At 67.0% G+C, this 23,918-nt stretch carries 23 protein-coding genes and 1 pseudogene; 10 read left to right on the top strand and 14 right to left on the bottom strand.

The window, feature by feature from the left end; genetic code table 11:
* Positions 1–1,551 precede the first annotated feature (1,551 nt).
* From ACBJ32_RS58305 to ACBJ32_RS58295, 3 genes are all read right to left on the bottom strand, one after another.
* A complete protein-coding gene (locus ACBJ32_RS58305) occupies positions 1,552–2,160 on the bottom strand; it encodes a hypothetical protein (RefSeq protein ID WP_375134210.1) in 609 nt (202 codons plus the stop codon).
* Positions 2,153–2,713: a hypothetical protein gene (locus ACBJ32_RS58300; protein WP_375134209.1), complete on the bottom strand. Its 561-nt coding sequence runs from the start codon at positions 2,711–2,713 to the stop codon at positions 2,153–2,155. Before ACBJ32_RS58300 ends, ACBJ32_RS58305 begins: the two co-directional genes overlap by 8 nt.
* 75 nt (positions 2,714–2,788) lie before the next feature.
* Positions 2,789–7,294 (bottom strand): Ig-like domain-containing protein, encoded by a 4,506-nt coding sequence (locus ACBJ32_RS58295; protein ID WP_375134208.1) that lies wholly within the window; start codon positions 7,292–7,294, stop codon positions 2,789–2,791.
* A gap of 1,133 nt (positions 7,295–8,427) precedes the next feature.
* Between ACBJ32_RS58295 and ACBJ32_RS58290 the strand changes: the two genes are divergently transcribed.
* Complete coding sequence (locus ACBJ32_RS58290) at positions 8,428–9,672, top strand: phosphatase PAP2 family protein (RefSeq protein ID WP_375134207.1); 1,245 nt, start codon at positions 8,428–8,430, stop codon at positions 9,670–9,672.
* Between the two features lie 801 nt (positions 9,673–10,473).
* Here the strand turns inward: ACBJ32_RS58290 and ACBJ32_RS58285 are convergent.
* Positions 10,474–11,103, bottom strand: a complete 630-nt coding sequence (locus ACBJ32_RS58285) for a hypothetical protein (RefSeq protein WP_375134206.1) — start codon at positions 11,101–11,103, stop codon at positions 10,474–10,476.
* Between the two features lie 40 nt (positions 11,104–11,143).
* Positions 11,144–11,503 (bottom strand): hypothetical protein, encoded by a 360-nt coding sequence (locus tag ACBJ32_RS58280; RefSeq protein ID WP_375134205.1) that lies wholly within the window; start codon positions 11,501–11,503, stop codon positions 11,144–11,146.
* Positions 11,504–11,887: 384 nt separating this feature from the next.
* Here ACBJ32_RS58280 and ACBJ32_RS58275 point away from each other — a divergent pair.
* A protein-coding gene (locus tag ACBJ32_RS58275; protein WP_375134215.1) for an IS5 family transposase occupies positions 11,888–12,684 on the top strand; the annotation gives its coding sequence in 2 pieces (ribosomal slippage) (positions 11,888–12,230 and positions 12,230–12,684; 798 coding nt in all).
* A 311-nt stretch (positions 12,685–12,995) separates the two neighbouring features.
* Positions 12,996–13,268 (top strand): annotated as a pseudogene (locus tag ACBJ32_RS58270) (IS30 family transposase); the annotation flags it as partial.
* A gap of 95 nt (positions 13,269–13,363) precedes the next feature.
* On the opposite strand, the gene ACBJ32_RS58265 reads toward ACBJ32_RS58270, so the two are convergent.
* Positions 13,364–13,726, bottom strand: a complete 363-nt coding sequence (locus ACBJ32_RS58265) for a DUF932 domain-containing protein (protein WP_375134204.1) — start codon at positions 13,724–13,726, stop codon at positions 13,364–13,366.
* A gap of 18 nt (positions 13,727–13,744) precedes the next feature.
* Between ACBJ32_RS58265 and ACBJ32_RS58260 the strand changes: the two genes are divergently transcribed.
* Complete coding sequence (locus tag ACBJ32_RS58260; protein WP_375134203.1) at positions 13,745–14,080, top strand: hypothetical protein; 336 nt, start codon at positions 13,745–13,747, stop codon at positions 14,078–14,080.
* 104 nt (positions 14,081–14,184) lie between these two features.
* On the opposite strand, the gene ACBJ32_RS58255 is transcribed toward ACBJ32_RS58260, so the two are convergent.
* From ACBJ32_RS58255 to ACBJ32_RS58240, 4 genes are all read right to left on the bottom strand, one after another.
* A complete protein-coding gene (locus ACBJ32_RS58255; RefSeq protein WP_375134202.1) occupies positions 14,185–14,760 on the bottom strand; it encodes a DoxX family protein in 576 nt (191 codons plus the stop codon).
* A gap of 153 nt (positions 14,761–14,913) precedes the next feature.
* The gene (locus ACBJ32_RS58250; protein WP_375134201.1) at positions 14,914–15,390 is read right to left on the bottom strand and encodes a pyridoxamine 5'-phosphate oxidase family protein; all 477 of its coding nucleotides are present in this window, start codon (positions 15,388–15,390) and stop codon (positions 14,914–14,916) included.
* A gap of 75 nt (positions 15,391–15,465) precedes the next feature.
* On the bottom strand, positions 15,466–15,753 hold the full coding sequence (locus tag ACBJ32_RS58245) for a hypothetical protein (protein ID WP_375134200.1): 288 nt from the start codon (positions 15,751–15,753) through the stop codon (positions 15,466–15,468).
* Between the two features lie 149 nt (positions 15,754–15,902).
* On the bottom strand, positions 15,903–16,235 hold the full coding sequence (locus ACBJ32_RS58240) for a VOC family protein (protein ID WP_375134199.1): 333 nt from the start codon (positions 16,233–16,235) through the stop codon (positions 15,903–15,905).
* 137 nt (positions 16,236–16,372) lie between these two features.
* On the opposite strand from ACBJ32_RS58240, the gene ACBJ32_RS58235 reads away from it, so the two are divergent.
* Together ACBJ32_RS58235 and ACBJ32_RS58230 are read left to right on the top strand one after the other, a co-directional pair.
* Complete coding sequence (locus ACBJ32_RS58235; RefSeq protein ID WP_375134198.1) at positions 16,373–19,150, top strand: LuxR C-terminal-related transcriptional regulator; 2,778 nt, start codon at positions 16,373–16,375, stop codon at positions 19,148–19,150.
* Positions 19,151–19,277: 127 nt separating this feature from the next.
* The gene (locus tag ACBJ32_RS58230) at positions 19,278–19,592 is read left to right on the top strand and encodes a methyltransferase domain-containing protein (protein WP_375134214.1); all 315 of its coding nucleotides are present in this window, start codon (positions 19,278–19,280) and stop codon (positions 19,590–19,592) included.
* A gap of 107 nt (positions 19,593–19,699) precedes the next feature.
* Here the strand turns inward: ACBJ32_RS58230 and ACBJ32_RS58225 are convergent, their stop codons facing one another.
* Genes ACBJ32_RS58225 through ACBJ32_RS58215 form a run of 3 tightly spaced genes read right to left on the bottom strand, consistent with a single transcriptional unit; the run spans position 19,700 to position 21,721 of the window.
* On the bottom strand, positions 19,700–20,176 hold the full coding sequence (locus ACBJ32_RS58225; RefSeq protein WP_375134197.1) for an NUDIX domain-containing protein: 477 nt from the start codon (positions 20,174–20,176) through the stop codon (positions 19,700–19,702).
* Positions 20,177–20,195: 19 nt separating this feature from the next.
* Positions 20,196–20,921: an HAD family hydrolase gene (locus ACBJ32_RS58220; protein WP_375134213.1), complete on the bottom strand. Its 726-nt coding sequence runs from the start codon at positions 20,919–20,921 to the stop codon at positions 20,196–20,198.
* Entirely contained in the window at positions 20,918–21,721 is an 804-nt protein-coding gene (locus ACBJ32_RS58215; protein WP_375134196.1) for a carbon-nitrogen hydrolase family protein, read from the bottom strand. Before ACBJ32_RS58215 ends, ACBJ32_RS58220 begins: the two co-directional genes overlap by 4 nt.
* Positions 21,722–22,210: 489 nt before the next feature.
* On the opposite strand from ACBJ32_RS58215, the gene ACBJ32_RS58210 reads away from it, so the two are divergent.
* Both ACBJ32_RS58210 and ACBJ32_RS58205 read left to right on the top strand, forming a co-directional pair.
* Entirely contained in the window at positions 22,211–22,345 is a 135-nt protein-coding gene (locus tag ACBJ32_RS58210) for a hypothetical protein (RefSeq protein ID WP_375134195.1), read from the top strand.
* A gap of 124 nt (positions 22,346–22,469) precedes the next feature.
* Complete coding sequence (locus tag ACBJ32_RS58205; protein WP_375134194.1) at positions 22,470–23,120, top strand: cyclase family protein; 651 nt, start codon at positions 22,470–22,472, stop codon at positions 23,118–23,120.
* A 98-nt stretch (positions 23,121–23,218) separates the two neighbouring features.
* Here the strand turns inward: ACBJ32_RS58205 and ACBJ32_RS58200 are convergent, their stop codons facing one another.
* Positions 23,219–23,383, bottom strand: coding sequence for a hypothetical protein (locus ACBJ32_RS58200; RefSeq protein WP_375134212.1), 165 nt, complete (start codon positions 23,381–23,383; stop codon positions 23,219–23,221).
* Here ACBJ32_RS58200 and ACBJ32_RS58195 point away from each other — a divergent pair.
* Both ACBJ32_RS58195 and ACBJ32_RS58190 read left to right on the top strand, forming a co-directional pair.
* Positions 23,321–23,476, top strand: a complete 156-nt coding sequence (locus tag ACBJ32_RS58195; RefSeq protein ID WP_375134217.1) for a hypothetical protein — start codon at positions 23,321–23,323, stop codon at positions 23,474–23,476. The two genes, ACBJ32_RS58200 and ACBJ32_RS58195, sit on opposite strands and share 63 nt — an antisense overlap.
* The gene (locus tag ACBJ32_RS58190; RefSeq protein ID WP_375134193.1) at positions 23,473–23,883 is read left to right on the top strand and encodes a MarR family winged helix-turn-helix transcriptional regulator; all 411 of its coding nucleotides are present in this window, start codon (positions 23,473–23,475) and stop codon (positions 23,881–23,883) included. Before ACBJ32_RS58195 ends, ACBJ32_RS58190 begins: the two co-directional genes overlap by 4 nt.
* Positions 23,884–23,918: the final 35 nt, after the last annotated feature.

Below are 23,918 nucleotides of genomic sequence, written 5' to 3'. Positions count from 1 at the left end.
GGCATCGCCACCCGCTACGACAAGACCCCTGAGAGCTACATCGCCGGCCTCCACCTTCGTGGCGCGATGATTTGGATCAAAGACCTCACACGACCCACCCCTTGATCACAACCCAATACACGCCCTAAAGCGGGTGCCGCAGGTTCGAATCCTGCCGGGGGCACTCACCTAGATCGGCATTTCAGGCCCCTGACCTGCGGTTTCACAGCCGCAAGTCTTTTGTTTTGTGACCTTGGTAGGCAGCCAACGGTGCCGGCATGCAGCCGTAAGACCATGATCAGGGGACATGTGCGGGATGATCTTGCGAACGTATCCCCAGGTCAGACCCTAATGTTGAGATATCCGGGCGTCCAGTAACCGGCTACAACCGCCAAGACATCGGACAGCTACAGCCGTTGATCACGCCAAACACGTGCGCAACTCCGACTTGACGCGCACGCCCGGCGTCAGCAGTGGCGCCTGCACCCCGTCAGCGTCGCTAAGCGATCTTGACACTCTTCAGGACACTCCGCCTCGTAGGTTCGTACAGTGTGGTAATGGATCCCGTGGCCCTGGAGGGCACGATAGCGGGAGTGGCTGCGGCGGTTGTCCCAGTGTTGCAGCTTCGGCGAACGCCACGCGAACGCAATGCCCGTGTTCCTTCCGTCACCACCACCGCGCCCGTGCCGGTATTGCCGGCTCCGACGGGCAAGCTCGGCGAGTTATGCAGCAGGCAAGAGCTTCTCGCGGAGTCGGAGGAACGCCTGGACACAACACCAGGCGAGTAAAAAGCGAAGCTAAGGCGGCTGCTGTTGCGGCTGGGACGGCCAGTACGGCCCCCCACCTCACGTGCACGGAATGCGGCCGACCGGTGGCGACCTGCGTCGGCCGACTGCGGGTTCTGGCAGGCGGTGTGGCTGGAACCAGACGTCGTACGCCCCGTCGCCGTCGCCAACCCCGTCCAGTGGGGGATGGACTGGGAGCAACTACCGAATACGCCGCCCGTCGATCCGCGTAGTTACTGGAGCCCACAGTGGAAGGCCTCGGCCGCCGTGACACTGGCACATCTGGTTTCGGGCGGTAACTGAGTGGGCGTCCCTGACGGGCCTGATGCAGAGGCGTTTCGCGGGCGCTCGACAGCCTGCTCCCTGCAGGGCCACCGGAACGACACCTCGTCCTGGCCGGGCCCGGCCTGCCCGCCGCCATCACCGACATCGTCCCTGATACCACAGCATCCGCAGACCGGTGAGGTATGGCCGTGCGAGGCCGAAACGGTGATGCTGCTGGCCGCGGACGCCTGGCCTTCCACGATGACCGGTGCCTCGTGCCGGTGGCGAACGGAATGCCCGCCGGCGTTCGCCGCGACAATCCACCCTCGCTGCTGCCGAACTCTCTCTTCCGTCCTGAAAGACGGGTGCTCTTCAGCACGCTGGAGCAGGAAGCAGCGCTTCGGCAGCCATGGCCGCGTCGTATCTACGACCGAGTTTAAAATCGTCCGTACTTGGACCCGTTCTCATAGACGGCTCGCGGGCTTCTGGTACGACGGCGACGGCACCATCACGATCGGCTCCGTCACGTTCCAGCGACGGGCGTAACGGTATAGAGGTGCCTTTTCTCATTCAGCCATCCACGGTCGATAAATCGGCCGCTCATGCGCCCGGCGAGAAAAAGAAAGGTTTCCAGGCAGATCCGTCCGTGGTCCTCGGGTTCGGTGATCGAGGATCCGGAGTGCACGGCCCCCGGCATCGCTGGCCGACCGACTTCCCGGAGGTAGGGCTCGAGCATGGAGCCGGGGTCGGCAATGACCTCTCCGTACCAGCGCTGGGTTGCCCAGGCGGTAGCAACGCCGTCGCCGTAGAGGAGGTCGTGGACCTGGGCATCCATGGTGTGGATCTGGAGAAAACGCAGGCCCGCTTCCGTCAGGCCGTTGATCACCGGGGGTGGACCGCTGATGGTGAGGACATGTGTCCAGCCGTCGGCGTGGGGGCCGGCCCAGATGCGTTCGGTGAAGCTCATCGGCCGGTAGTGTGCCATGGCGCTCCCAAGGTCGCACTCCTGGCGACTGGAGGGATCGGCGCCGAGCAGGGCGGCCACGGCATCGGCTTCTCCCGATTCGACCCAGGTACCGGTGAATCCGCGACCCAATCCCGCGACAAGCAGGAAATCCCACTGGTCATTCACGGGGCCATGCCCCGTCCGGGATGCGGCAGAGCAGTCCTGGCCTGGTGAACCAGGTGTCGTCGATGAATCTGCCGGTCGTGTACGCGAGCGCGGCAAGGTAAAAGTTCATCTCCTGGGCGATGTCGGAGGAGCCGACGAGGCCTGCTCCCTCCTGCCTGGGGCGGTCCCAGTGCGCTGCGGGGAGGTCTTCCCACTCGCCCCCGTTGACGTAGACCGGTTCGCTGATCTCGCCCGCATAGTAGGACAGGTGGTAGGCCCGGCCGCCGGGCTGCGGGAGCGACTCAAGGGCCCGCCACGGGAACAATCCGGACACAGTGAACATCGTGACCCAGCCGGGGCTCTGCTCTGCCACCCACACGAGGAGTTCTTCTGCGTAGTCGCGATACCAGCGCCGCGCCTGGTTCAGGTCACAGGCGAGTGTCTCCTCCTCCGCTCGCAGCGTGGTGGCCACCGCGCGGTAGTCGGGTGCCTCGGCCCACGAGCACTCGAACCTGGCCGCCAGGCCTCGCTCCTCGAAATACGACCATTGATCTAATTTGTTGCGATTTGTCACGATGCTCCGATTTCGGGGATCGGATGGCCGAAGTGGCCGCCGGACGAAGCCGACGGCCACGAATCGACTATATCGCTACGGAATGATCTCGTACCAGAAGCTGTCGCCGGCTAGCACTCGCCGGCTATTATACCACGCCACGAGTTTGCCACCGTGGGACTGGTTCTCGGCCGCGGAGATGGCCTTGATGGAGAAATGTCCATTCGCGGTCGCGGCCCCCTGCGTTGTTGAGGCCCAGGGGAACTCATCACAGTTGACAGTTTTCGATGTGGGTTTGGGGGCCGCACTGTAGACCGCCTCCCAGTAGTACTTGCACCAGCTGTTGGTGTACCACTTGCCTTCTACCTGGAACAGGCCGCTGGGTGGATAGTCCTTCGGATTCAGACTGAACACCTTACGGTTGTTCTTGTCCTGCTCATCGGTCGCCTTGATGAAGGATTTGCCCTCCGTCGTATCGCGGGAAGCCAGCCAGTCTCCTCGCATCACCTTTGCTTTCTCATTTTGGAACGGCCCCTTGAGCGGAGGGTTCAGCGGATCGCCGTAGTTCTCTCCGGCACGCAGCGGCGGGAATGTCCCCTTATTCGTCGCTTGGTTCCGTGCTTCCTTGATATGAGTGATGACCGCAGTGAAGCTGGTGTCCCGGGATTCCTTCATGGAGAAGATTCGTTTCACCAACGGATGGATGCAGCCGCCCTTGTATCCGGTGGGCTCGTTTGGAACGGCCATGGCCCTCGCCGTCTCAACCGTCTGTGACTCGCCCAGGTGTATCCAGTCGCAGCGTACGTGCGGGATGTAAGGCAGTTCCTGCGGGTCATTGTCGGACGGATCGCCGCCGCCGATCCACTTGCCCTTCACCTGGCCCGAACTGTTGTCGTAGGCGATCTGGTTCCAGAGCCTTAGGGGCTTGAGGGCCCATTCCTGGTGAACGTCTCGGAGGATCGGGCGGAACGTGCAGACGTCGATCCGGTCGTTGTCGGTGTCACCCATGACGTAGCGGAAGTAGTCGTCGCCGTCCGCCTTCCATTCGGCGATGGTGTCGTCGCGGTCCACGTCGGTCCCGGCGGTGGGAGCGCACGTGGAGCCCGCCTCACCGCTCGGCGTGACCTCGAGTTCCAGGATCCGCTGGTTCTCCTCGTTGGTGGCCCAGTTTCCGTCATAGGCGGTGATCTCGCCGATGCGGGTCCACACCGAGATCTCCTGGGGCCGGTAACCACCACCTCCCACCACGTGTTCACCGTCAGCCGTGCCGAGATATGTGTTGATCACCCAAGTGGCGCGGAATTCCAGAGCGTCCGACTTGGCCCCGTTCTTGAGCGCTTTCCGCACCCAACCGCCCCTGGAAGCGGCCCAAATCCAGTCCATCACGTAGTACCAACTGCTCCAGCACATGCTGTACGGCCGGACGAGCAGGCTGGCGCTGGCCGGTTTCCCGTCACCGGGCTGCTGGCCGGTGGCGTTGTGGGCTGTGATGCACTCTTCGAGTGAGGCGTGTTCGTAGTCCAGCACGCCGTTCGATGCCTGTACCGAAGCCCGGGTCGAAGGCGCACGTTCCTTGGGCGCCGCCCCTGCCTGGCCGCGGTCGTGCAGCGAGACCACGTCTCCGCGGCGGGCGTGCTGAGGCGCAGGCTGCTTGGCGGTCCCCGCCGCCGCTTGCCCGGTCTCCAGGGTCAGCGTGAGCTCGTCCATGAAGATCGTGGTGCCGACGCCCACGTTGATGATCGCGTACGCGGTTCCGGCGGGAGCGGTGACGATCCCGGACACGTGTTGCCACTGCCCGACGGTCGGCGTACCGGCGAGGTTGTCGGTGGAGAGCAACTCCCAGTCGGCGTCATACCATTCCACGCCGTAGTCGAATCCGACCTCGAACGGGTCGGGTTCCGGGAGGTAGAACCAGCCGGACAGCCGATAGTTCCCGCCCCCGCCGGAGAGCGGGAACTCCTCGATCGCGTAACCCCACGTGTCTACCTCAGGCACGAACTTGGCGGACGCCACGCCCTGATGGGCCCGGGTGGTCGAGCGTGACAGCACGTCCACGTCGTAGAAGGATGTCCATGGCTCGATGGTCGACTCGAAGAATGGATTGGGATTGATCGGCTGCGCCGGAGGCGGCGCGGCCGTGGTGAACGTCCAGGCCGACGGGGGCATGACATTGCCGGCCGCGTCGCTGGCGCCGCTGATCTCCACAGTGTGGATGACGCCGGCGGCGAGCGGCTGCACCGGAGTGAAGGTGAGCGTGGTCGCCGCCGCGTCCATGGTGGTCGTGCCCGCGATTGTGACCCCTGCAACATTCTGGAGCCGGAGCACCGCGGAGTGCACCGGCTCGCTGAAGGTCACGGCGACCGTGGTGTCGACGGCCACATCGGTGGCTCCCGAGGACGGGGTTGCGCTGACCACAGCCGGTGATGTGGTGTCGCCGGGGTCGGTCTCTGCTGTAGTGGTGAACGTCCACGTCACCGGCGACATCACGTTCCCGGCGCCGTCCTTGGCGCCGTTCACTTCCACATGATGGGCCGTGTTCACGGCCAGCCGCTCGGCCGGGGTGAACGTGGCGACCGTCCCGGTCGCCGTGACGGTTCCAGCTACGGCCGTGCCATCCGCGTCTTCGACAACGATCTGAGCATCGGTCACCGGCTCGCTGAACGTCGCGGAGACCGTCGTGCCGACCGGGGCGTCGGTCGCGTCCGCGTTCGGGTTCTTGGCGATGATCACGGGCGGCGTCGTGTCCGTCCCTGCCGTGGTGAAGAACCAGGTGTAGTCGTCGGCCACGTTGTCGTAGAGGTCCTGCGCGTCCGACGCCGTCGCCGAGTACGTGGTTCCTGGGGTCAGCGGCTGCGCAGGGGTGAACGCCACCGTTGTGCCGTTGCCGTCATACGTGGTCGCCCCATTGACCGGCGTACCGTCGGGTGCCCTCAGCACGATCTGGGCGCCGGACACGACCTCGGAATAGGTGGCTGTGACTGTGGCCTCGACGGGCACGCCGACGGTTCCGGGCTCCGGGGTCACCCCGATCACGCTGGGCGGTTGGGTCTCATCGCCTCCCGGGCTGCTTCCTTCTGGAACGACGATCTGGTCCGCGCCCACCTTGCTCGCTTCGACTACGTCGTTCGGGCTGCGAGCGCCCTGAATGAGCGAGGTGAAGGCCTGGGTGACCGGCCCGGTCTCGTTTACATCGGACTGATAGTCCTGAAGGGCGACCGCCTCCTCATAGGTCGGCAGCGTGTCGAACTTGTTGAGCGTGGAGAACGCGATCGAGGCGCGGGGCGCGGGCGTGTAGTCGACGAACAGGACGGGGCCGCGCCCGTCGCTGCCGGTGTACTGGTCCGAGCGGTATTGGCGCCAGTTGGCCCCGGCGGCGCCCTCGGTGGCGGCACGGATCATCAGTCCGTAATCCGACGCGCCGTTCGCCCACTCCTGCACGATGTTCTGGATCGAGTGGTACAGCTCGCCGCTGCCCGAGCAGCCGGCCAGGCTGTTGCTGTAGCCGCCGGGGGCGACCACGGCGTTGGTGCCGGTGCTGAAGGGCTGGTTTGCCCACGTCAAGGTGGAGTAGTGGTAGTCCGAGGTGAGCTGGCGCGCGACGATGCCCACGCCCACGGTGGTGCCGCAGCCGCTGGCGTGGTAGTTCCAAAATCGCAGATCGGCGTCGTGGATCGTGGCGTAGTCCAGGTCGGTGCCGTTGATTACATAGCGCAGGTAGGTGCGCCACAGCTCTCCGTCGGCCGACTTTCCTGCCCGCAGCCAGGTGAACAGGGTGGCGGAGTTGGGGTACTGCACGCTGGAGACGAAGGTGTCGGAGGAGTCTCCCGCTCCGATCCACTCACTGCTCATCGGCACGATCACCGGATAGGTGACCGACGGATCGGCCAGGAAGTCGGCGTCAGGGGTCAGGACCAGTGCGGACCTGCCGGAGGTGTCGGTGGTCACCGCGGTGTCCACTTTGCCGATCTTGCCCTGGTCGGGTGCTTCAGCGGCCTTGGCGTCGACCGCCTGTGTCATCAAGGGGGCGCTCTCGGCGGCGCCTTGCGCCGACTTGAGCTGCGGCTTGCCATCGGCGGCTCTGCCGTACGTCATGCCCTGGGGCAGGGTGATGGGCAGGTTGACCTTGACCGACCCGCGTGGGCGGGTGCGTAGCACCACCTGCTGGGTGAAGCCGTTCGGGCGGGCGGCGAGCACCAGGTCAGCGCCCTTGGCCACGGCGTCCGGGTAGGTGATCGTGTTGCCGTCCACGGTCGGCCGGGGCAGCTTGCGATCCCAGCCGAGGCTGACAGTGCCGTCCTTGTCCTTGGCGGTGACCAGGGTGGTGGCGCCCTCGCCGCCGAAGGTCAGCGGCGTCTTGACCAGCTTGGCTGCAAGCGTGCCGTCACCCTTGGCCACGATCGTGGTGTCGACCGGATGCCAGGACTTCCCGCCGTCCTTGTCGGGCACTTCCAACTGCACCGGCTCGGTGCTCACTTCGGCGTGGAGGGTCTTGCCGTCGGCATTCGCCCACACCTTCATCGTCTCGGTGTAACGGGACGGCAGGGGCACACGCTTGCCGGTCTCGGCGGCCTTTTCCTTGGCGGCGTCCAGCGCTTTGTCCACGTGTGTAGGCGCGGCCTTGCCTGCTGGTGGATTGGTGTGAGTTGGCTGATTCGCAGAAGTGGGGGGTGGCGTTGAGTTTTGGGCGTTCACGGGCGCGGCCATCAGCGAGATGGGGAGCACAAATGCGCCCACGAGGGCAGCGCGGCGGCGCGTCCGGGCGGATAAGCCGGACGCTGATCGGCTTGTGTCCACTCACAACCTTTCGAACAGAGATGGCAAAACCAACTGATGATCACATGAGTCAGAAATAAAAGAAAGATCGTATTCAGTATCGGGAACGGCGTGCTCCGTAACCAAGGCAACCGGCAGCGCACACCAACCGCATTCTCGGTCCGATCAAGACGCATATTTGGCGGACCTGACCGCGAGACGTGGTTGATGAGAATGTCGGTCCCGCCGGCCCCTTGCGATGTCCCGGACCAGCTTCGTGACCTCGGCGGCCTCGCCGGGAGCGAGCCGGCGGATTGACCAACTGCGTGCCGGGACGGCACGCCGCGGAACCCGTCCAGCCAGTTCCGATGCCGCGCCCGGTTCCAGGCCATGAAGGATTAGTCGGTCCATCCGACTGGCGCCAGTGCGCGATCAGCAGTGACAGGACCCGACAAGTCCTGCAGGCAGCCCACATCCGCTCCGTCGCAGCAGGCGGCAAACATCGCCTGGTCAACGGACGGGCCATGAGCAAGGACGATGACGTGGCTGGTCACATGTATGGACTGGCCTCGCGACAGGTGGCTCGGCTATGTGCTCGGGTATCGCCAGGCCTCTGAGGTGAATACCCCGGCTTCGGTGGAGACCACAGACCCGGCGCGGTTCACTACTCGCGCCTAGTCACGGCCGCCCTGCTCGAAAGCGGTGCGCTGACCCCACCGGGAGAGGCCTCCGTCTGCGGCATGGCGCGGCACCTGGACTCGTGGGGTCGGCGAACCCATACCGGACACCGCCGTCGCCCTGCGGGCGGAGACACCGACCGGCTTGGCTTGCGCTGGCGAGAACGCAGCGCTTTGGGCCCGCTCACTATCGGCTATTCGGTCGTTGGGCTGCTGTGACGGGTGAGACGGGCATAGTACTTTGCTCGCATGTCTCACTCAAGTCATGCAGAGTTGACCGCCTGCTTACGTCGGAAAGCCGTCAGAGTGGCCGTCGCGGGAATCGTCGCCGGGTCGCCGATCTGCTTAGGTTCGTCAGTTGCGTACGCATCGGACGGGGCGCCGCGGGCCAACGCGGTCGTCGTCTGGGACAGGAACGCCCAGACCGCCATGTGGGACGTCGCCCAGCAGCAGCCGCCGGAGCAGTCCCGGAGCGCTGCCATGGTGCACGGGGCCATCTACGACGCGGTGAACGCGATCGCGGGCACTCCGTACCAGCCGTATCTGACCGCACCTCGCGTCAAGGGGGCCGCGTCCATGGACGCAGCCGTCGCAAGCGCCGCCTACCGGGTGCTGAGCGCGCTGTTCCCCGAGCAGCAGGAGAGGCTGACGACGCAGTACGACGAGGCGCTGGCCAGGATTCCGGCCGGCGCACTTAAGCAGCGTGGCATCACGGTCGGCAGTCGGGCCGCCTCGGCCATGATCGTGGCGCGGAAGAACGACGGGGCCAGCGGCGACCAGACCTGGATCGTGGGCACCGAGCCTGGTCAATGGCGGCCGACTCCTCCCACCTTCGCCTCGAGCGGCGCCTGGATAGCTCACCTCAGGCCGTTCCTCATCCCCAGCGGGTCCATGTTCCGCACCTCCGGCCCGCCGGCGCTCACCAGCAAGCGCTATGCCGAGGACATCAACGAGGTCCAGGTGATCGGCTCGAAGACCAGCACGGTCAGGACCAAGGACCAGACGCAGTCCGCGATCTGGTGGCAAGACCGAAACGGGGGCGACTGGGAGATCAAGCGCCAGCTCGCGACGACGCAGCGGCTCAGCATACTCCAGACGGCGCGGATGTACGCGATGGTGAATCTGTCCAAGGCCGATGCCACGATCGCCTGCAACAGCGAGAAGGCGGCCTGGCACTTCTGGCGGCCGGTCACCGCGATCCGGGAGGCCGGCACCGACGGCAATCCGGACACGACGCCCGATCCCAACTGGGAGCCCCTGCTCGTCACGCCGCCGCATCCCGACTTCACCTCCGGCCACACCTGTTCCACCGGGGCGAGCATGTCGGCACTGGCGCACTTCTTCGGCCGGGACGACCTGTCCTTCAGCGCGTTCAGCCCCGATGCGGGAGCCACCCGATATTTCCACAGCTTCTCGCAGGCACTCGCCGAGGTCATCGAGGCCCGGGTATGGGGTGGCATTCACACCCGCTCGGCTGATGTGCAGGGGGCCCAGATCGGCAGGCAGGTGAGCACGTACATGGGGGCGCACTACTTCAAGCCCGTGACCTGACCCTTCGGCTGCGGTGAACCCGGGCGAGGGCGCCGCGAAACCGAGCTCGCACCTGCCCGGAAAGAGTCGGTCTCTGACGGGAGGCGCCGAGCTTGCCATGCGTGCGGAAGCGTTGGCTAGCTGGAGTTGGAGCAGTTCGGCCGGTACAGCTCGTCGGGAATGTACCGCTACCACTTTGGGAGTAAGCGGCCGGCCCGCGATACTCCTACACCGAGACGTGAGAGGACCCCAATTTCCGCAGCATGTAGCCCCCGACCTTGGGAAACAGGAACTTCGACCGCTCACCTTTGCCGACCTGCCCTATTCACCCGCCGAGAGAAGCTCGGCCGAGGTCCCGGCTACTGTGATCAGCGTTGAGCACCCGCATCCGAGGAGCACGATCGCCTTGCGAGGCTTTCGCCACGGATCTCGTTCCGCCCAGGCCGAATAGCAAGCAAGTGATAGGCAAGCCGGAGGTCGTTGTGGAGGCCGTTCACACCGAACGGAAGCCACATATCACCTATGGGTAGACATATCGGACTGGATACGGCTCGAGCTCTCCTAAAGCGGGTGCCGCAGGTTCGAATCCTGCCGGGGCACTCACCTAGATCGGCATTCCAGGCCACTGACCTGCGGTTTCGCAGCCGCAGGGCTTTTGTTTTGCGCCCTTGGTAGGCAGCCGACGGTGCTCGCATGCAGCCGTAAGACCATGATCAGCAGCCTGCTTCGACCTGACCCGCTGATTGTCGCCCGAACCGTGGGACGGCCGGCCGGCCACCAAGCCGAACGCCACGTAGACGACGTTCCGCAAACCCTCCGGTATCAGGGTTGGGCGCGTACAGCAGCGATGGCGATCTCACCGCTGACGGCGTAGGCCGCGACCACGGGCGCCACCACGCTGTCGACAATGACAGTGGCCTGGCTGGCCGATCCGGACGTGTAGCTCACACCGTCCACCACCGCCTCCTCCGCGACCAGAACCGGCACTTCGGAGTCGCGCCCGCGCCCAGGCACGTGAATGAGCTGGACTCGTTCCCCTCGTTGCAGGTCGTACGGCGCCTGGCCAGGTTTGAGCGCCAGCCCCAGCCTGACCGCCCTTCCGGCAACCACTTCGCCGTCACCGCCCGCGACCATCGGCCGGGTGAGCAGTGTCCCCGGCAGCACCGTGACCGTGGCCACGGTCGCCGCCACCTGATCACGCTGGGACCAGGACCAGTACGAGGCCCCGTCATCAGCGATCCGCGCCTCCTGTAGCACTTTCCGATCGAAGGGCTGACCGGCGCCGATTCGCCCGGTGACACGGATGACGGACGTACGCTCGTCGGCGCGCATCACCAGCAGAGTCGTGGCCAGGGCACCACCGAGCACCAGCAGTACGGCGAGCGCGGCAAGCCCCGGACTGCGTTGACGGGACCACTGCGGCAGCCCGCGGGAAGCGACTCCAGTCAGCACACCCGCTCCTTCAGTCCTGCACGGAAGTTGGGTTTTGGTCTCACAAGTTGCGTGCCGGGTTGCACCAGCGCCACGAGCCACCCTCAGGGTCGGCGTCGAGGCCGTAGCAGAATTTGGCCCGCTTGATGGAGCCGAAGAACACCGAATCCAGAACACATCCGCGCTTCGGGCCGGCCTGCAGGAGGATCGTCCGGCCTATCGTCGTCTGATACTCCACGGCCACCTTGTCCTTATCATCAAGACCATCACACAGTGTCACGTTTTTGCGGTCGGCGCTGATCTCCACATGCCCGAATCGGCCGTACCCGTCATTCCACGGTCGCCCGGAGGCCCACACGGGCCCAGACAGCATCAGCGAAGCAGTCAGCATTCCCGTCGCTACCAGCACCCAGCGTGACATCGCTTCTCCCTCCAATCACGACGCCACATCATGTCACTACTGGTAATCGAATACAATCAGAACGTAGCGATCAGGCAAAGTGCCTGATCCCTTTACCTCGCTGGCACCGCGGAATGCCACGTGTGACCGCACGGGCCGCAGCAGGCGTCTCCGCTGCGGCCGGCCTGCTGGTCGCTCTTATCCTGCTTGCCGAGCAACATCGCGATCCAGCTCATGTCTGTAGGGCGTCCGTTAACCTGTGGTCGCTCTGAAGCTCCAGTACCGAGACCGAATGAGGTCAACGGGCGAAGTCGAGCAGTCCCCTTAGAGGTCCTAACAAAATGATCTAGGCCGTATCCCGCGACACTGCCGGTCGTTGATCTTCGTGTGAAGAAGGGCGAGCAACTGCCGTGGATCGTGCCGGACAGTCTGTGGGAACGGATCGAGCCGCTGCTGCCGAAGGTGGAACGGCGCCGGCGTCATCCCGGACGTAAGCGGCTGGATGACCGGCTGGCGTTGCAGGGCATCTTGTTCGTGCTCTACACCGCGATCCCCTGGGAGTTCCTGCCGCAGGAGCTGGGCTTCGGCTCGGGGATGACGTGCTGGCGGCGGCTGCGCGACTGGCACGCCGCCGGCGTCTGGGACCGGCTGCACCAGCTCCTGCTCGCCGAGTTGCACGCCGCCGGCCAGCTCGACTGGTCCAAGGCGGTGATCGACAGCTCCCATGTCCGGGCGCTCAAGGGCGGCCCAAAACCGGCCCGAGCCCGGTCGACCGCGCCAAGCCGGGCTCGAAACACCACGTCATCACCGAAGGAGGAGGCATTCCCCTCGCCGTCTCTCTGACCGGCGGCCACCGCAACGACGTCACGCAGCTCATGCCCTTGATCAAGGCCGTTCCGCCGGTACGCGGACGCGTCGGCCGACCGCGTCAGCGGCCGGACTGCCTGTACGCCGACCGGGGTTATGACCATGACAAGTACCGCCGCCTGGTCTGGCGCACCGGCATCAAGCCCATCATCGCCCGGCGCGGCACCCCACACAGCTCTGGCCTGGGCGTTCATCGGTGGGTGGTCGAGAGAACGATCGCGCTCCTGCACGGGTTCCGCCGCCTGCGCATCCGCTGGGAGATCCGCGACGACATCCACGAAGCCTTCATGACACTCGCCGCGGCGATCATCTGCTGGCGACGCCTCGTCCGCTGATCTTTCTGTTAGGACCTCTTAGCAAGGAGTGCCGTGAGCCATCTGAACGACAGCCGCGCGCACGATGGCGTTCTGGCGGGCCTTGCGAGTTGTTCAGCCCGCCGAGTCTGCCCAGAGCGGACCCTCGGGACGAGCGGGAGCCGGTGTTCCAGGTTCCAGCCAGCACTCTGCTCCCCTGGAAGGCCGGTCACGCTCTCCAGCGCAGGCGCATCAAGCCGACCATGACGTGGCGTTACATCGTCTACGGCGGTCTCTTCCAGCTCGAGAACGCGTTCGGGCCCCATCCGGAGAACTTCGGCCGCGCCCCTCAGCACGCTCTACTGTGCATCGACACCGGGCTGGAGATCTACTTCTGCGACCCGCACAGTCCCTGGCAGCGCGGCACGAACGAAAACACCAACGGTCTGCTTCGGCAGTACTTTCCCGAAGGCACCGACCTGAGCAGGCACAGCCGAAACGATCTGGATGCAGTCGCTGCCACACTTAACAGCCGCCCCCGTAAGACACTCGGCTGGCGTACTCCCGCCGAGGCGTACAACGAGCATCTATGCTCGCTGACAAGCAGTGTTGCAACGACTCCTTGAACTCGAGCAGTACACCTCGGCCGAGTTCGCCGCCGTCTGCGCCGAGCTGGGCGTGCGCCAGTCCATGAGAGCCTCGGCTACCTCAGCCCGAATGACTACGAACAGCAGGCCGTCGATAAAGTGCTGCTCGCCGCATAGCGACTGGTGTCCGCTTCGGGGCGAGCCCCCCATCCCGCGGTCGCACGGGTCTTGCGGCCGTGCTCGGCCGGTACGGGTGCGTGCGGGTCGAGGAAGGCGGTCCAGTCCTTGCGGGAGACGTCGATCTGGCACAGCCGGTGGACTTCGGCGGCGAAGCTGTCGGCGATCTGGTGGATGATGCCGACGGCGTCGCGGACGTCCACGACGTGGTCGAGGGAGCGGCGGGAGTGCTTGATCTTGACGCGCTTGGCGTTGCCGATGACCAGGGCGGCGGAGCCGATGGACAGCTCGTGGTCCAGGACGGTCTCGATGTGGTCCACGAGCCAGCGCTTGTATTCGTGGATGCGGAAGCCCTGTTTGAAGACGCCGAGGACGCGGCCGGTGTCGGGGCGGATGATCGCTTTGCGGGCGGGGTCGGACAGGCGGGTGACGCCGTCGCCGGTCAGGTAGGTGGTTTCGATGGTGCCTTCGACGGGCTCCCAGTGGAACAGGCGGCGCTTGACGTCGTCGACGGGGATCGGGCCGGGGTAGTGGTCGGGCTCGCCGCCTTGGTGGCTGGCGCGGTAGTGCCAGGCGGTGCCACGCTTGCCGTGGAGCCGATCAGGGTGTTCTGGTTGAGCCAGGTCAGGCTTTCGGCGGACAGGTTCGGTCCTTCCTTCGGCGTCAGGGCATGATGTCCGGCGCCCCGGGGTGGGGGCGCAGGTGGCGTGAGTTCGGCCGAGACGCCCTGCCGATGTTGCGAGGTGGCCGGGGGCAGTCGGCGTGTGAAATGGAGTGATCAGAATTGGACATTAGTCATCGTGTACCACGTCGGAGCGCATACCAACAGGACCAGCGCGCCAAGGACCGCGCACGACCTGAGTACGCGTGAGGTGGTGATGCTTGCGGGTGCGATGGGCCTCAGCCTCCATCGTCCGGCCGCGATGAACGCCGCGACGCCGCCCAGCAAGAGATTCGCAGGCACCAATGCGTATTCGCTGCGCATGATATGAAAACCGGCCGCGAGGATCATCGTCAGCATCAGGCCGGCGGCGGCGAGCGGCGTCAGCTTCGGCTTGACCCTCGTCATCGCCGGCAAGATCAGGCCGACGCCGCCAAGCACCTCGCAGACCCCGATGAAGACGATCAGGAGCTGCGGCACCGCGGCGTACCAAGCCACGGCCCGGGGCGCTGCCGCATACAGAACTCCGTCGACAAACAGGACCTTGCCGAAACCGCTGCCGGCAAAGAAGAAGCCGAACAACACTTGAAGTGACCAAAGTGCGCCGTTGAGCGTGAACCTCGTTCCGCGCCTCTTGGGCTGCTGCGCGATGTCCTCAACGCCGAGAAGGTTCTCGCTGACCTGCCGGTTCATGTGCTGTCACTACCTTTCACGTCGGATTGGCCGGGTTCTGCTTGTTCCTGCGTCAGCAACAGCCACCGCGATGTCTTCGTCGTCGTGGCCAGGACTGGCGCGGCCCGCCTACCCGGTGATGGTCGGAACTGAGGCTGTACGGGCATCGGGGGTCTACCGTCCTGGTGTTGCGTCACTGGTGAGCCACTTGCCGTCGGTCATGAGGTCGCGGCCGATGAGCTCATTCGCCTCGCGCCAGGCTTGTACCTGGCGTGGGGCCAGGTGGAAGTAGGGGTAGCCGCCGCGCTGTTCGCGGGGGTCGAAGCCGGTCTTGGCAGCGAAGGCGTCGCCGACCTCGTCCGGGATCTCGGTGGCGGGGATCATCTCGCGGAGGTCGGCATTGATGAGGATGACGTCGCGCGTGTGGCCCAAAGCGATCCTGATCGTGCCGGTCGCTTCCAGGAAGCGGGCCGTGGGGTTGGTTCCGGCCGTGGAGATGAGCAGGGTCTGGCCGTTCCAGAGGAACGACAGCGGCATGAGGTAGGGCGAGCCGGCTGGGTCGGCGGTGGCGAACCAGGCGTCGACGTCGCGCTCGAGCCGGTCCAGGGTGTCGCGGATCCGCTGGTCGAGGGAGCGGGCCGGGCGGGTCATGATCATCATCTCCATGGCCGAGGAAGGGGGTGGCCGGACGGCGGGCGCGTTGACGCCGTCCGGCTGGTGACGGGTTCACCGGACGGAGCGGGAGGTGGCCTCCCAGGTGAACCCGTCCGGGTCGGTGAGGGTTCCGGCGTCGGTGCCGATGATGAGCCGGTGTGAGCCGGTGCCCTCGATGGAAACACCGGCGTCCTTCTTGGCGGAGGATGCGATCTTCCAGATCGTGCCGTACGGATCACGCAGGACACCGCCATACCCCCAGAAGCTCTTCGTGGGTGGCTTCAGGATGGTCGCACCGCCCTGAACGGCGGTGTCGAAGAGGCTGTCCACCGTGCTCGGCTGGGAGACCACCAGCGACATGAGGTACCCGCGGCAGCCGGTCCCGCCTGTGAAGCGCGGGTGAGTACGTGACCACCCCGAAAGCGGTGGCGTAGAAGTCGTCGGCGGCTGTGGGGTCGGGGACTTCGAACGTGACAGAGTCCATGGAGGTCATTGCCGTTCTCCTCGGATCAGTCCTGGATGAGGCCGAGGACGTTGCCATCGGGGTCGGTGAAGGTGGCCACCAGGCGGCGGCCGCCGACGTCGTGCGCCGCCTCCTGCACCGTGGCTCCTGCGGCGCTCACCTCGGCGAGCCTGGCCTCGATGTCCGGCACGTGCCAGTAGGCCACCGGGGTGGTCATGTTCTGCGGTCCGCCGTTCGGCACCAGCCCGATGTGCTGACCGTCGGCCTCGAAACCGACGTAGTACGGAGTGTCGTTGTCCGGCCGGCGGCCGAGCAGGGCCGCGTGGACCTCCTTGGCCTTGGCCAGGTCGGACACGGGATGCAGCACTGTCTTGATCATGATTGCTCCTGTAAGCGCGATCTGTTGTGCTCCTAGCTTCATCCCGGCCCGGTTGGTGGGCATCCGTGGAGAGCACGGAACCGACCACGGATCGCCGGCCCGGAGAGAACACGAAACAGATACGACAGAATGGGACTATGGCGACAGAAGGTGACGTCTCTCCGCGGGAGGCCGAGGTGCTGGAGCTCCTCGGCGCCCGCTTCAGCAACGCCGAGATCGCAGCGAAGCTGTTCATCTCGGTGCGCACCGTCGAGAGCCACGTTTCCTCACTGCTGCGCAAGCTGGAGGTGCCGGATCGGCGAGCGCTCGCCCAGCGCGCCGCCGGCTCTCAGCCTCATCAGGAGCCGGTCCCCTTGCCGGCCCCGCTGACCTCGTTCATCGGCCGGGCCAAGGAGCGGGCAGAGCTGTCCGAGATGATCATGGCGCACCGCCAGGTGACCGCGGTCGGTCCGGGCGGCGTGGGCAAGACCCGGCTCGCGCTGGCGGTGGCAGCGGAGGTAGCCGGCCGGTACGCCGACGGGGTGTGGTTCGTCGACCTGATCCCGCTCACCGATCCCGGCATGATCGCGACCGCCGTCGCGGGTGCGCTGGGACTCGGCGAGCAGCCCGGCCGCGACTTGACCGAGTCGGTGATCGCCGCGATGGCCGACCGCCAGGCATTGCTGGTGTTCGACAACTGTGAGCACGTCGTGGACGGGGTGGCGCTGTTTCTCGAGCCGCTGCTCGCGGCCTGCCCTCGCGTGAGGGTGCTGGCGACCAGTCAGGCCCGGCTGATGGTGCCGTTCGAGCGGGTGTATCAGGTCCCGCCGTTGTCGCTGACCGGCGAGTCGGATGCGGTCGCGTTGTTCACGGAACGGGCGGCGGCAGCCGGCTGGCCGCTGGACCCGCCACAGCACGACCAGATCGCCGCGATCTGTGCGCGGCTGGACGGCATGGCGCTGGCGATCGAGCTGGCCGCGGCCCGCTATCCGACGCTGGGGCTGGACGGCATCACCGCCGGTGTGTCCCACCCGCTTCGCATGCTCACCGGCGGCTCCCGCGCCGATGAGCGGCACCGCTCGGTGCGGGCCGTACTGGACTGGAGCCACGCCCTGCTGGAGCCGGCCGACCAGGAGCTCCTGCGCCGGGTGTCGATCTTCGTAGCGCCGTTCACCGTCTCGGCGGCGGCCGAGGTCGCCGGATTCGCGATGCATGTGGTCGCCGACGGACTGGCCCGGCTCGCCGAGCAGAGCCTGCTGGTGGTGACGCCAGCCCCGAAGGGCACCTCCTACCGGGCCTTGGAGACCATTCGCCAGTACGGGACAGAACGCCTCAGCCAGGCCGGTGAGCTGGCCGGTGCCCGGGCCCGGCACCTGCGCTGGTGCCTCACCCAGGCCGCCCTTCTGGCGGTGGCCGGGCCGGACTGGCGGTCCCGGTTCGACGCGGTCGCCGATGACCTCCGCGCAGGGCTGAGGTGGGCGGCAAGCGAGCCGGAGCAGCGCGCGGACGCCTACCGCCTGGCGCGGCACCTGGCTGAGCTGACGTTCACCCGCCATCTGATCGGCGAATCGCAGCAGCGATTCGAGCAGGCGTCCGCGCTCGCCGACGATCCCGCCGCCACCGCATCCATGCTCCGGCAGGCCGCGGAGGTGGCGGGCTGCCGTACGCGCGGCGATGACACGTACCGCCTCTACCGCGCCGCCGCGCAGGCCGCTCGCCACGCCGGGGACACTGCCGGCGCCGCCGTGGACCTGGCCACCGCCGCCACCGCCGCGTACCGGTTCTCCAGCACGTTCGTGCAGCTCCCGTCCGAGGAGGAGGCGGCCGCCCTGGTCTGCGAAGCGCGGAGCCTGGCCGGTGACGACCCCGCCGCCGAGGCGGCGGTGGCGCTGGCGGAGGCCGGGGTGCTCAGCGACGCGTTCGGCGCGGTTCAGGGCCCGGCCGACAACGCCGTACCGCAAACGCTTGCACGCGCCGAACGTGCGGTCGAGCTGGCTCACCGTCTCGGCGACCCCCTCGCCGAGTCCGCGGCGCTCGACGCGCTCACCGCGGCACACGCCTGGGCCGGTGACACGTTCGCCTGCGCAGCCACAGCCGGGCGCCGCATCACGCTGCTCTCCATGACGGACAAGCCGGAGACGCCGGGCGGCATCCACGAGCTGATCGACGGGCTCGGCATGGCCGTACAGACCAGCCTCGGCGTGGGGAACCTGGCCGACGCCCTCCGGTGGGGACGGCAGCTGGCCGGCCATCCGGCGCTGGCCGAGGTGGGCCATCGGGCCACGAGCTGGCTGCTGGTCGCCGACGCGCTGGCGGGCGACGTCGGCGAGCTGCTCGCCGCCGGCACGCGCTTCCTGGATGCGTGGCGGCGTGCCGACAGCCCGGCCAAGGCGGCCCTCGGCCCGGCGGCTGCCGCAGTGGCGATGATCCACAACTTCCGCGGCGACCACGACGCCGAGCGCGAATGGCAGGTGGTTCTGGAGCGGCTCGGTGACTCATCCGAACGCACGTACGGCTACGGGGCGCTCTTCGACGCGATGCGCATGCTCCATCACGGGCACGCGGGGGAAGCCATGGAGCGGATGGCGCCCGAGCCCGGTCAGGTGTGGAAGTGGGTGACCTGGATCTGGCTGCACTGGTACGTGGCGATACGCGCCGAGGCCACCGTTCTGGCCGGAAGTCCCGACGCACGCGACCGCCTCGCCGACGCCCGTACCATGGTGGCCGGCAACCCGGTCGCCGGCGCCATCGTGGAGCGGGCAGAAGCCTTCCTCGACCAGGACCACAAGCGCCTGCTCGCCACCGCGGACGTCTTCGAGGCCACCGGCTGCCGCTACCAGGTGGCGCGGACGATGGTGCTGGCCGGTGGCGAGCATGCCGCCCGTGGCGCCGCCGTACTGGCTGATCTCGGGCTCGCCCCCATCACCGGTACCTGAGTACGCACGTGGAAGACCGCTCTGATCGTCATCCGGACTTCCGTTACCCGATAACCCGCCAGCGTGGCACCGCAGTAAATACCGGATTTACTGCGACAGGTCCTGATCGAGTGCGTCGACGCCTGGGCTGCGGGGGCGCCGCCATCGGCCGCGCCCTCCTCACACCTTCGATCTGATCGTCTCCCGCCTGGCCCTGCATTACGTCGACGACCTCGACTCCGTCCTGGCGGCCTGCCGGCGCTCTCCATCACCAGGCGGACGCCTGCTGATCACGGTCGTTCACCCCGTGATCACCTCCCACGAAGCTCGCCAGAGCACAGGACAAGCACGCACCAACTGGGTCGTTGACCACTATTTCCACCCCGGAGTACGCCAGCGCAACTGGCTGGCAACACCGTCACCTGGCATCACCAGACCATCGAGGACTACGTCACCGCCCTGACACGCGCGCGCTCTCCATCACCCTCGCTACGTGAGTGCGCCCTCGCCACGATCGCTTCGACGGCGACACGGCGGAATTCGCACGTCGCCAGGGCGTCCCGCTGCGGGCTATGCCTCTTGCCATGCGCGGAACAGCCTGATGCTCTCGGCGAGTTGCGAGTGCATCGGGTACGGCAGCGCGTCCGGGGAGAACCAGCCCAGCTCGTCGAACTTGTGAGGCTCCCCGATGGCGGCTTCGGCGGGATCGACCCTGACTGCGAAGATCACCGCGACCCAGTGAGAGGACGGCTCCTCCCGCAGGACGTTGCGCACGCCGATGGTCGCGATCTCCAGCGGACGGGTCGTGTATTCCTCGCCGACCTCCCGGGCGACAGCCGTCTCGAACGACTCCCCGTACTCCAGCGCTCCGGCGCCACAGTCCCAGGTGCCGGGCTCGTCACGTGCACCGGCGCCGCGTCGGGCCAGCAGCACCCGGCCGTCGCCGTCGTGGCAGATGAACACGCACGAGACGCTGGGCGTCCTGCGCACCTGCTCGGCCGGCTGGGGCGGCCCGGCGATGACGTTCGGGGTCGGGTCGTTGCTCAACGGCAGGTTCCTCTCGTTTTCAGAAGTGATGCTGTAGCTCGGAGAACGCCCGTAGCCGCAGCACTCCTCCATCGTCGTCATCGAGCTCGCTGTGCTCGAGCGCCCAGGTGTGGTCGTTCGGAATGAAGACGGCGTTCATGCCCGCCTGCCGGGCGGGCAGGATGTCCGACTTCGGGGAGTTGCCGATCATCCAGGTCGCCGCCGGCGCCAGGCCCAGATCGCGAGTGAGCAGCCGGTAGGTGTCGACGTCCTTCTCGGCGACGATATGGATGCCGCGAAAGTGGTGCGCGAGCCCCGAGAGATCCAGTTTGCGCTGCTGCTCTTCGGTATCGCCCTTGGTGAGCAGCAGCAGCTCGTTCCGGCCGCCGAGAACGGTGAGTGTCTCGACGACACCCGGGATTGGCTCCACGCGTCCTTCCAGGACAGCCGCCGCCAACCCGTCGATATGACGCGACTCCGCTGCGCTCGCCGGCCGCTCGCGGAGCCGCTCCAGGCACTCCTTCAGGCTGCGCAGGAACATCTTGCCGCCGTATCCGTGTGCGGCCACGTTCGCCGCCTGGATGCTGTTGAGGACGGCGCGGATCTCGGCCCCGTCGAGGGTCGGATGCTTCAGCCAGCGCACGAAGTCGTCGACGGCGCGCTCGAAGAGGACATTGTTCTCCCACAGCGTGTCATCGGCATCGAAGATCAGCACCTGTCCCGTGAGGGAGCCGCCGTGCGGCTCAGCCCGGGCGGGCGCCGTCATGTCCACGTCTGCGCGCTGAGCGCGGGCCGCGGGTATCCGGCCAGGGTGTCCTTGTCGCGCAACGCCTGCAATTCACTGCGCGACAACGCCGTGGTGAACACACCCGAGTCGGTCCCTGCCTGGCTCAGCCGCGTGCCGTCCGGGTGCCACGTGCCGCTGCCGCCGCAGGATTCCCACCCCGGTCCCCGGCCGGCGAGGTTCGCGACGACCGAGTACATGCGGTTGTCCATGGCCCGGGCCGCGGCGTGGACATCGATGCGTCGCGCCTGCTCTTGCGTGTACAGGGCGGACACAGCGTAGATCTCGGCACCCTGGCAAGCTGCTTGCTCCGCGTGCGCGGGCACCGCGGCGTCGTAACAGATGGCGAGCGCGACTTGCCAACCGTCGACGTCAAGGAACTGGATCTTGTTGCCGGGCTGGAACAGGTCGCGCTCCACGCCGTGCAGGTTCTGCTTGCCGTAGACCTGGATCTCGCCGTCGGGCCGGATCGCCAGCGAGGCGATCCAGGCCGTGTTGTCCGGCCTGCGGTACGCGGCGCCGACCACCGCGGCCACGCCGCACTCCGCGCTGGCCTGGCGGATGACGTCGAGCCTCGGGTCGTCCTCGGTCACCCAAGCCGACGCGTCGGCGAAAAGCTCCAGGTCGTAGCCCACAAGTGACAGCTCGGGGAACAGGAGCAGTTTCGCACCAGCCTCAGCGGCTCCGGCCATCAAAGCCGCCGCCGAACGGGCATTCGCCCGCACATCCCCTGGCATGGGGGAAATCTGGGCGACCGCCACGATCAGGGTTTCCGAAGGCACCGCGGCATGCTATCGACCGGCATTCCGAACGCGACTTCCGGGGCCGGCTCCTGGCCAATCGCCGATGAGCAGTTGATGATGTCCGTCTCGGCCACCCATCGGCGTCCCCGCCCGTGCTCGTCCATGAGCACCTGCGGGGCGTCGTGCGCTGAACGTTTCGGGCGCAACTCCTCCCGCACGCCCGGCTTCGGGATCAGCACCCGCCGCGTGGGCAGCGGACGACAGCGTCCCTCCCGTGGTTCGTCGGCCAGCTCGCCGAGCAGCCGGGCCCTTTCGTTCGCCTCCGGGTCGGCTGGAGAGGTGTGCGGACGCAAGGTCCGGGTCGAGCGATCAGCAATCCAGTCGCTGACCTGACCACGGAGGCCCGCGCGAACTCCGGGGTTGTTCCTTGGCCGCAATGCACCGGGGCCACCCGCCGAGCGGAGTGCCGTCCCCGACTGAACCGCCCCCGAAGCTCCCGCTGATCGGCCCGTACACCACAATGTCGCCATGGATCTGCTGCTCGACGTCCTCGGCCGGGCCTGCGCGGCGCAGGCCGGCTACGGCCTGGTCTCCTCATCCCGGCTGAACGGGGACAGCGAGGCGTACCAGCAGATCAACCTGGCGACTCGATCGGCCGAATGATCAACAGCGTCTACCACGCGGCCTGACCGTCGTCGGCGGAGCTCCTCGTAGAGCGGCCATCGGTGTGGTCCCCTGATCAAACCGGCCCGGCTGGGCATTCCAGAACCCCCTCGAACGCACCGGAGTGAGAATGATCGTCGAATTGAGTCACCGCATCACCCAGGGCATGGTCACCTACCCCGGCCTCCCTGTCCCCGAGCTGGGGGTACATCTGTCGCGGGAGGCCTCGCGACAGATCTACGCGCCGGGTACCGAGTTCTACATGGGCACGATCGAGATGACCGGCAATACCGGCACCTACCTCGACACCCCCTTCCACCGCTATCCGGAGGGCCCCGACCTGTCGCAGGTGCCGATCGGCAAGCTGGCCGACCTGCCGGGGCTGGTGGTCCGGGCGGGCGCGGGGCGTGAGGTGACGATCAGTGAGGACCTGGACGTGCGGGGCCGCGCCGTGCTGATCCACACCGGCTGGGACCGCCACTTCGGCACCGACGCCTACGCGCACGGGCACCCGTACCTCGCTTCGGAGTCGGCGCGGTGGCTGGCCGAGCAGGGCGCGGCGCTGGTCGGGATCGACTCGCTGAACATCGATGACACCCCGCCCGGCGGTCCGCGGCCCGTCCACACGACTCTGCTGGGCGCGGGCATCCCGGTGGTGGAGCACCTGACGGCCCTGAGCGAGCTGCCCGTGGACGGCTTCCGCTTCCACGCTGCGCCTCCGATGGTGGCGGGCCTGGGCACCTTCCCGGTACGGGCCTACGCGATCATCGCCTGACGGCGGGCGGGGCGCACGGCCGATCGGCGCCCCGGACTTCTGCGAATACGCCGATGCAGCCGCCTGATCGCCGTCGACATCCACCAGCAGGTCAGTGGTCAGGTGCTGGGCTTGCTACCCCTCGGCCTCACTCTGTCGCATAAAGCCAACGACCTTGTCGATGCCGCGGAGTTTCCCCCCCCCCCCCCCCCCCGCGGCGAGTGCACCGCCACATCGTCGGTGAAGACGGTGCCTGCATCCTGCCATCGCTTCTCGTCGAGCAGGCGCGCGAAGCGGGCGAACAGGTCGGCGATCTCGATACGGTCGGCGATCAAAGTATCCGCGCCGACGGGCCAGCCGCCTGCTGTCAGGCATGACCGCACACTCGGACCGGCTGATCAACGAAGGACTGGCCCAGGTCGACGCCCGCAAATGGCACTACGCGGTGCTGGCTTCGTTGCAGGAGCACGGCCCGGGCAGCCAGGCGACGCTGAGCCGACGCACCGGCATCTACCGCAGCGACATGGTCGGCGTCCTCAACGAACTGGCCGAGCGCGGTCTCGTCGGGCGGGCGCCGGATCCCGACGACCGCCGCCGCAACGTCATCACGATCACCGCCCAAGGCCGCCGGCATCTGCGCCGCCTCGACAAGGTCCTGGACGACCTCCACGACGAGCTGCTCGCCCCGCTGACCCCTGCCGAGCGCGACCAGTTCGTGGATCTGCTCACCCGCTTGCTGGACCACCACACTCCGCAGACCCCGCACCCCCCAATCTCACGCTAGGTGAGTAGTCGAGCCTCCGGGTGCTGCTACTGCTG

The organism is Nonomuraea sp. GTA35 (assembly GCF_041950525.1).
Taxonomy (GTDB): domain Bacteria; phylum Actinomycetota; class Actinomycetes; order Streptosporangiales; family Streptosporangiaceae; genus Nonomuraea.
This window is presented reverse-complemented; position numbering and strand designations above follow the sequence as displayed.

Coding starts and splice junctions, on each gene's coding strand:
- ACBJ32_RS58280 (WP_375134205.1), bottom strand. CDS start 11,503: ATGTCACGCTGGGTGCTGGTAGCGACGGGAATGCTGACTGCTTCGCTG.
- ACBJ32_RS58255 (WP_375134202.1), bottom strand. CDS start 14,760: ATGAACCGGCAGGTCAGCGAGAACCTTCTCGGCGTTGAGGACATCGCG.
- ACBJ32_RS58250 (WP_375134201.1), bottom strand. CDS start 15,390: ATGACCCGCCCGGCCCGCTCCCTCGACCAGCGGATCCGCGACACCCTG.
- ACBJ32_RS58245 (WP_375134200.1), bottom strand. CDS start 15,753: ATGTCGCTGGTGGTCTCCCAGCCGAGCACGGTGGACAGCCTCTTCGAC.
- ACBJ32_RS58240 (WP_375134199.1), bottom strand. CDS start 16,235: ATGATCAAGACAGTGCTGCATCCCGTGTCCGACCTGGCCAAGGCCAAG.
- ACBJ32_RS58235 (WP_375134198.1), top strand. CDS start 16,373: ATGGCGACAGAAGGTGACGTCTCTCCGCGGGAGGCCGAGGTGCTGGAG.
- ACBJ32_RS58220 (WP_375134213.1), bottom strand. CDS start 20,921: ATGACGGCGCCCGCCCGGGCTGAGCCGCACGGCGGCTCCCTCACGGGA.
- ACBJ32_RS58210 (WP_375134195.1), top strand. CDS start 22,211: ATGGATCTGCTGCTCGACGTCCTCGGCCGGGCCTGCGCGGCGCAGGCC.
- ACBJ32_RS58190 (WP_375134193.1), top strand. CDS start 23,473: ATGACCGCACACTCGGACCGGCTGATCAACGAAGGACTGGCCCAGGTC.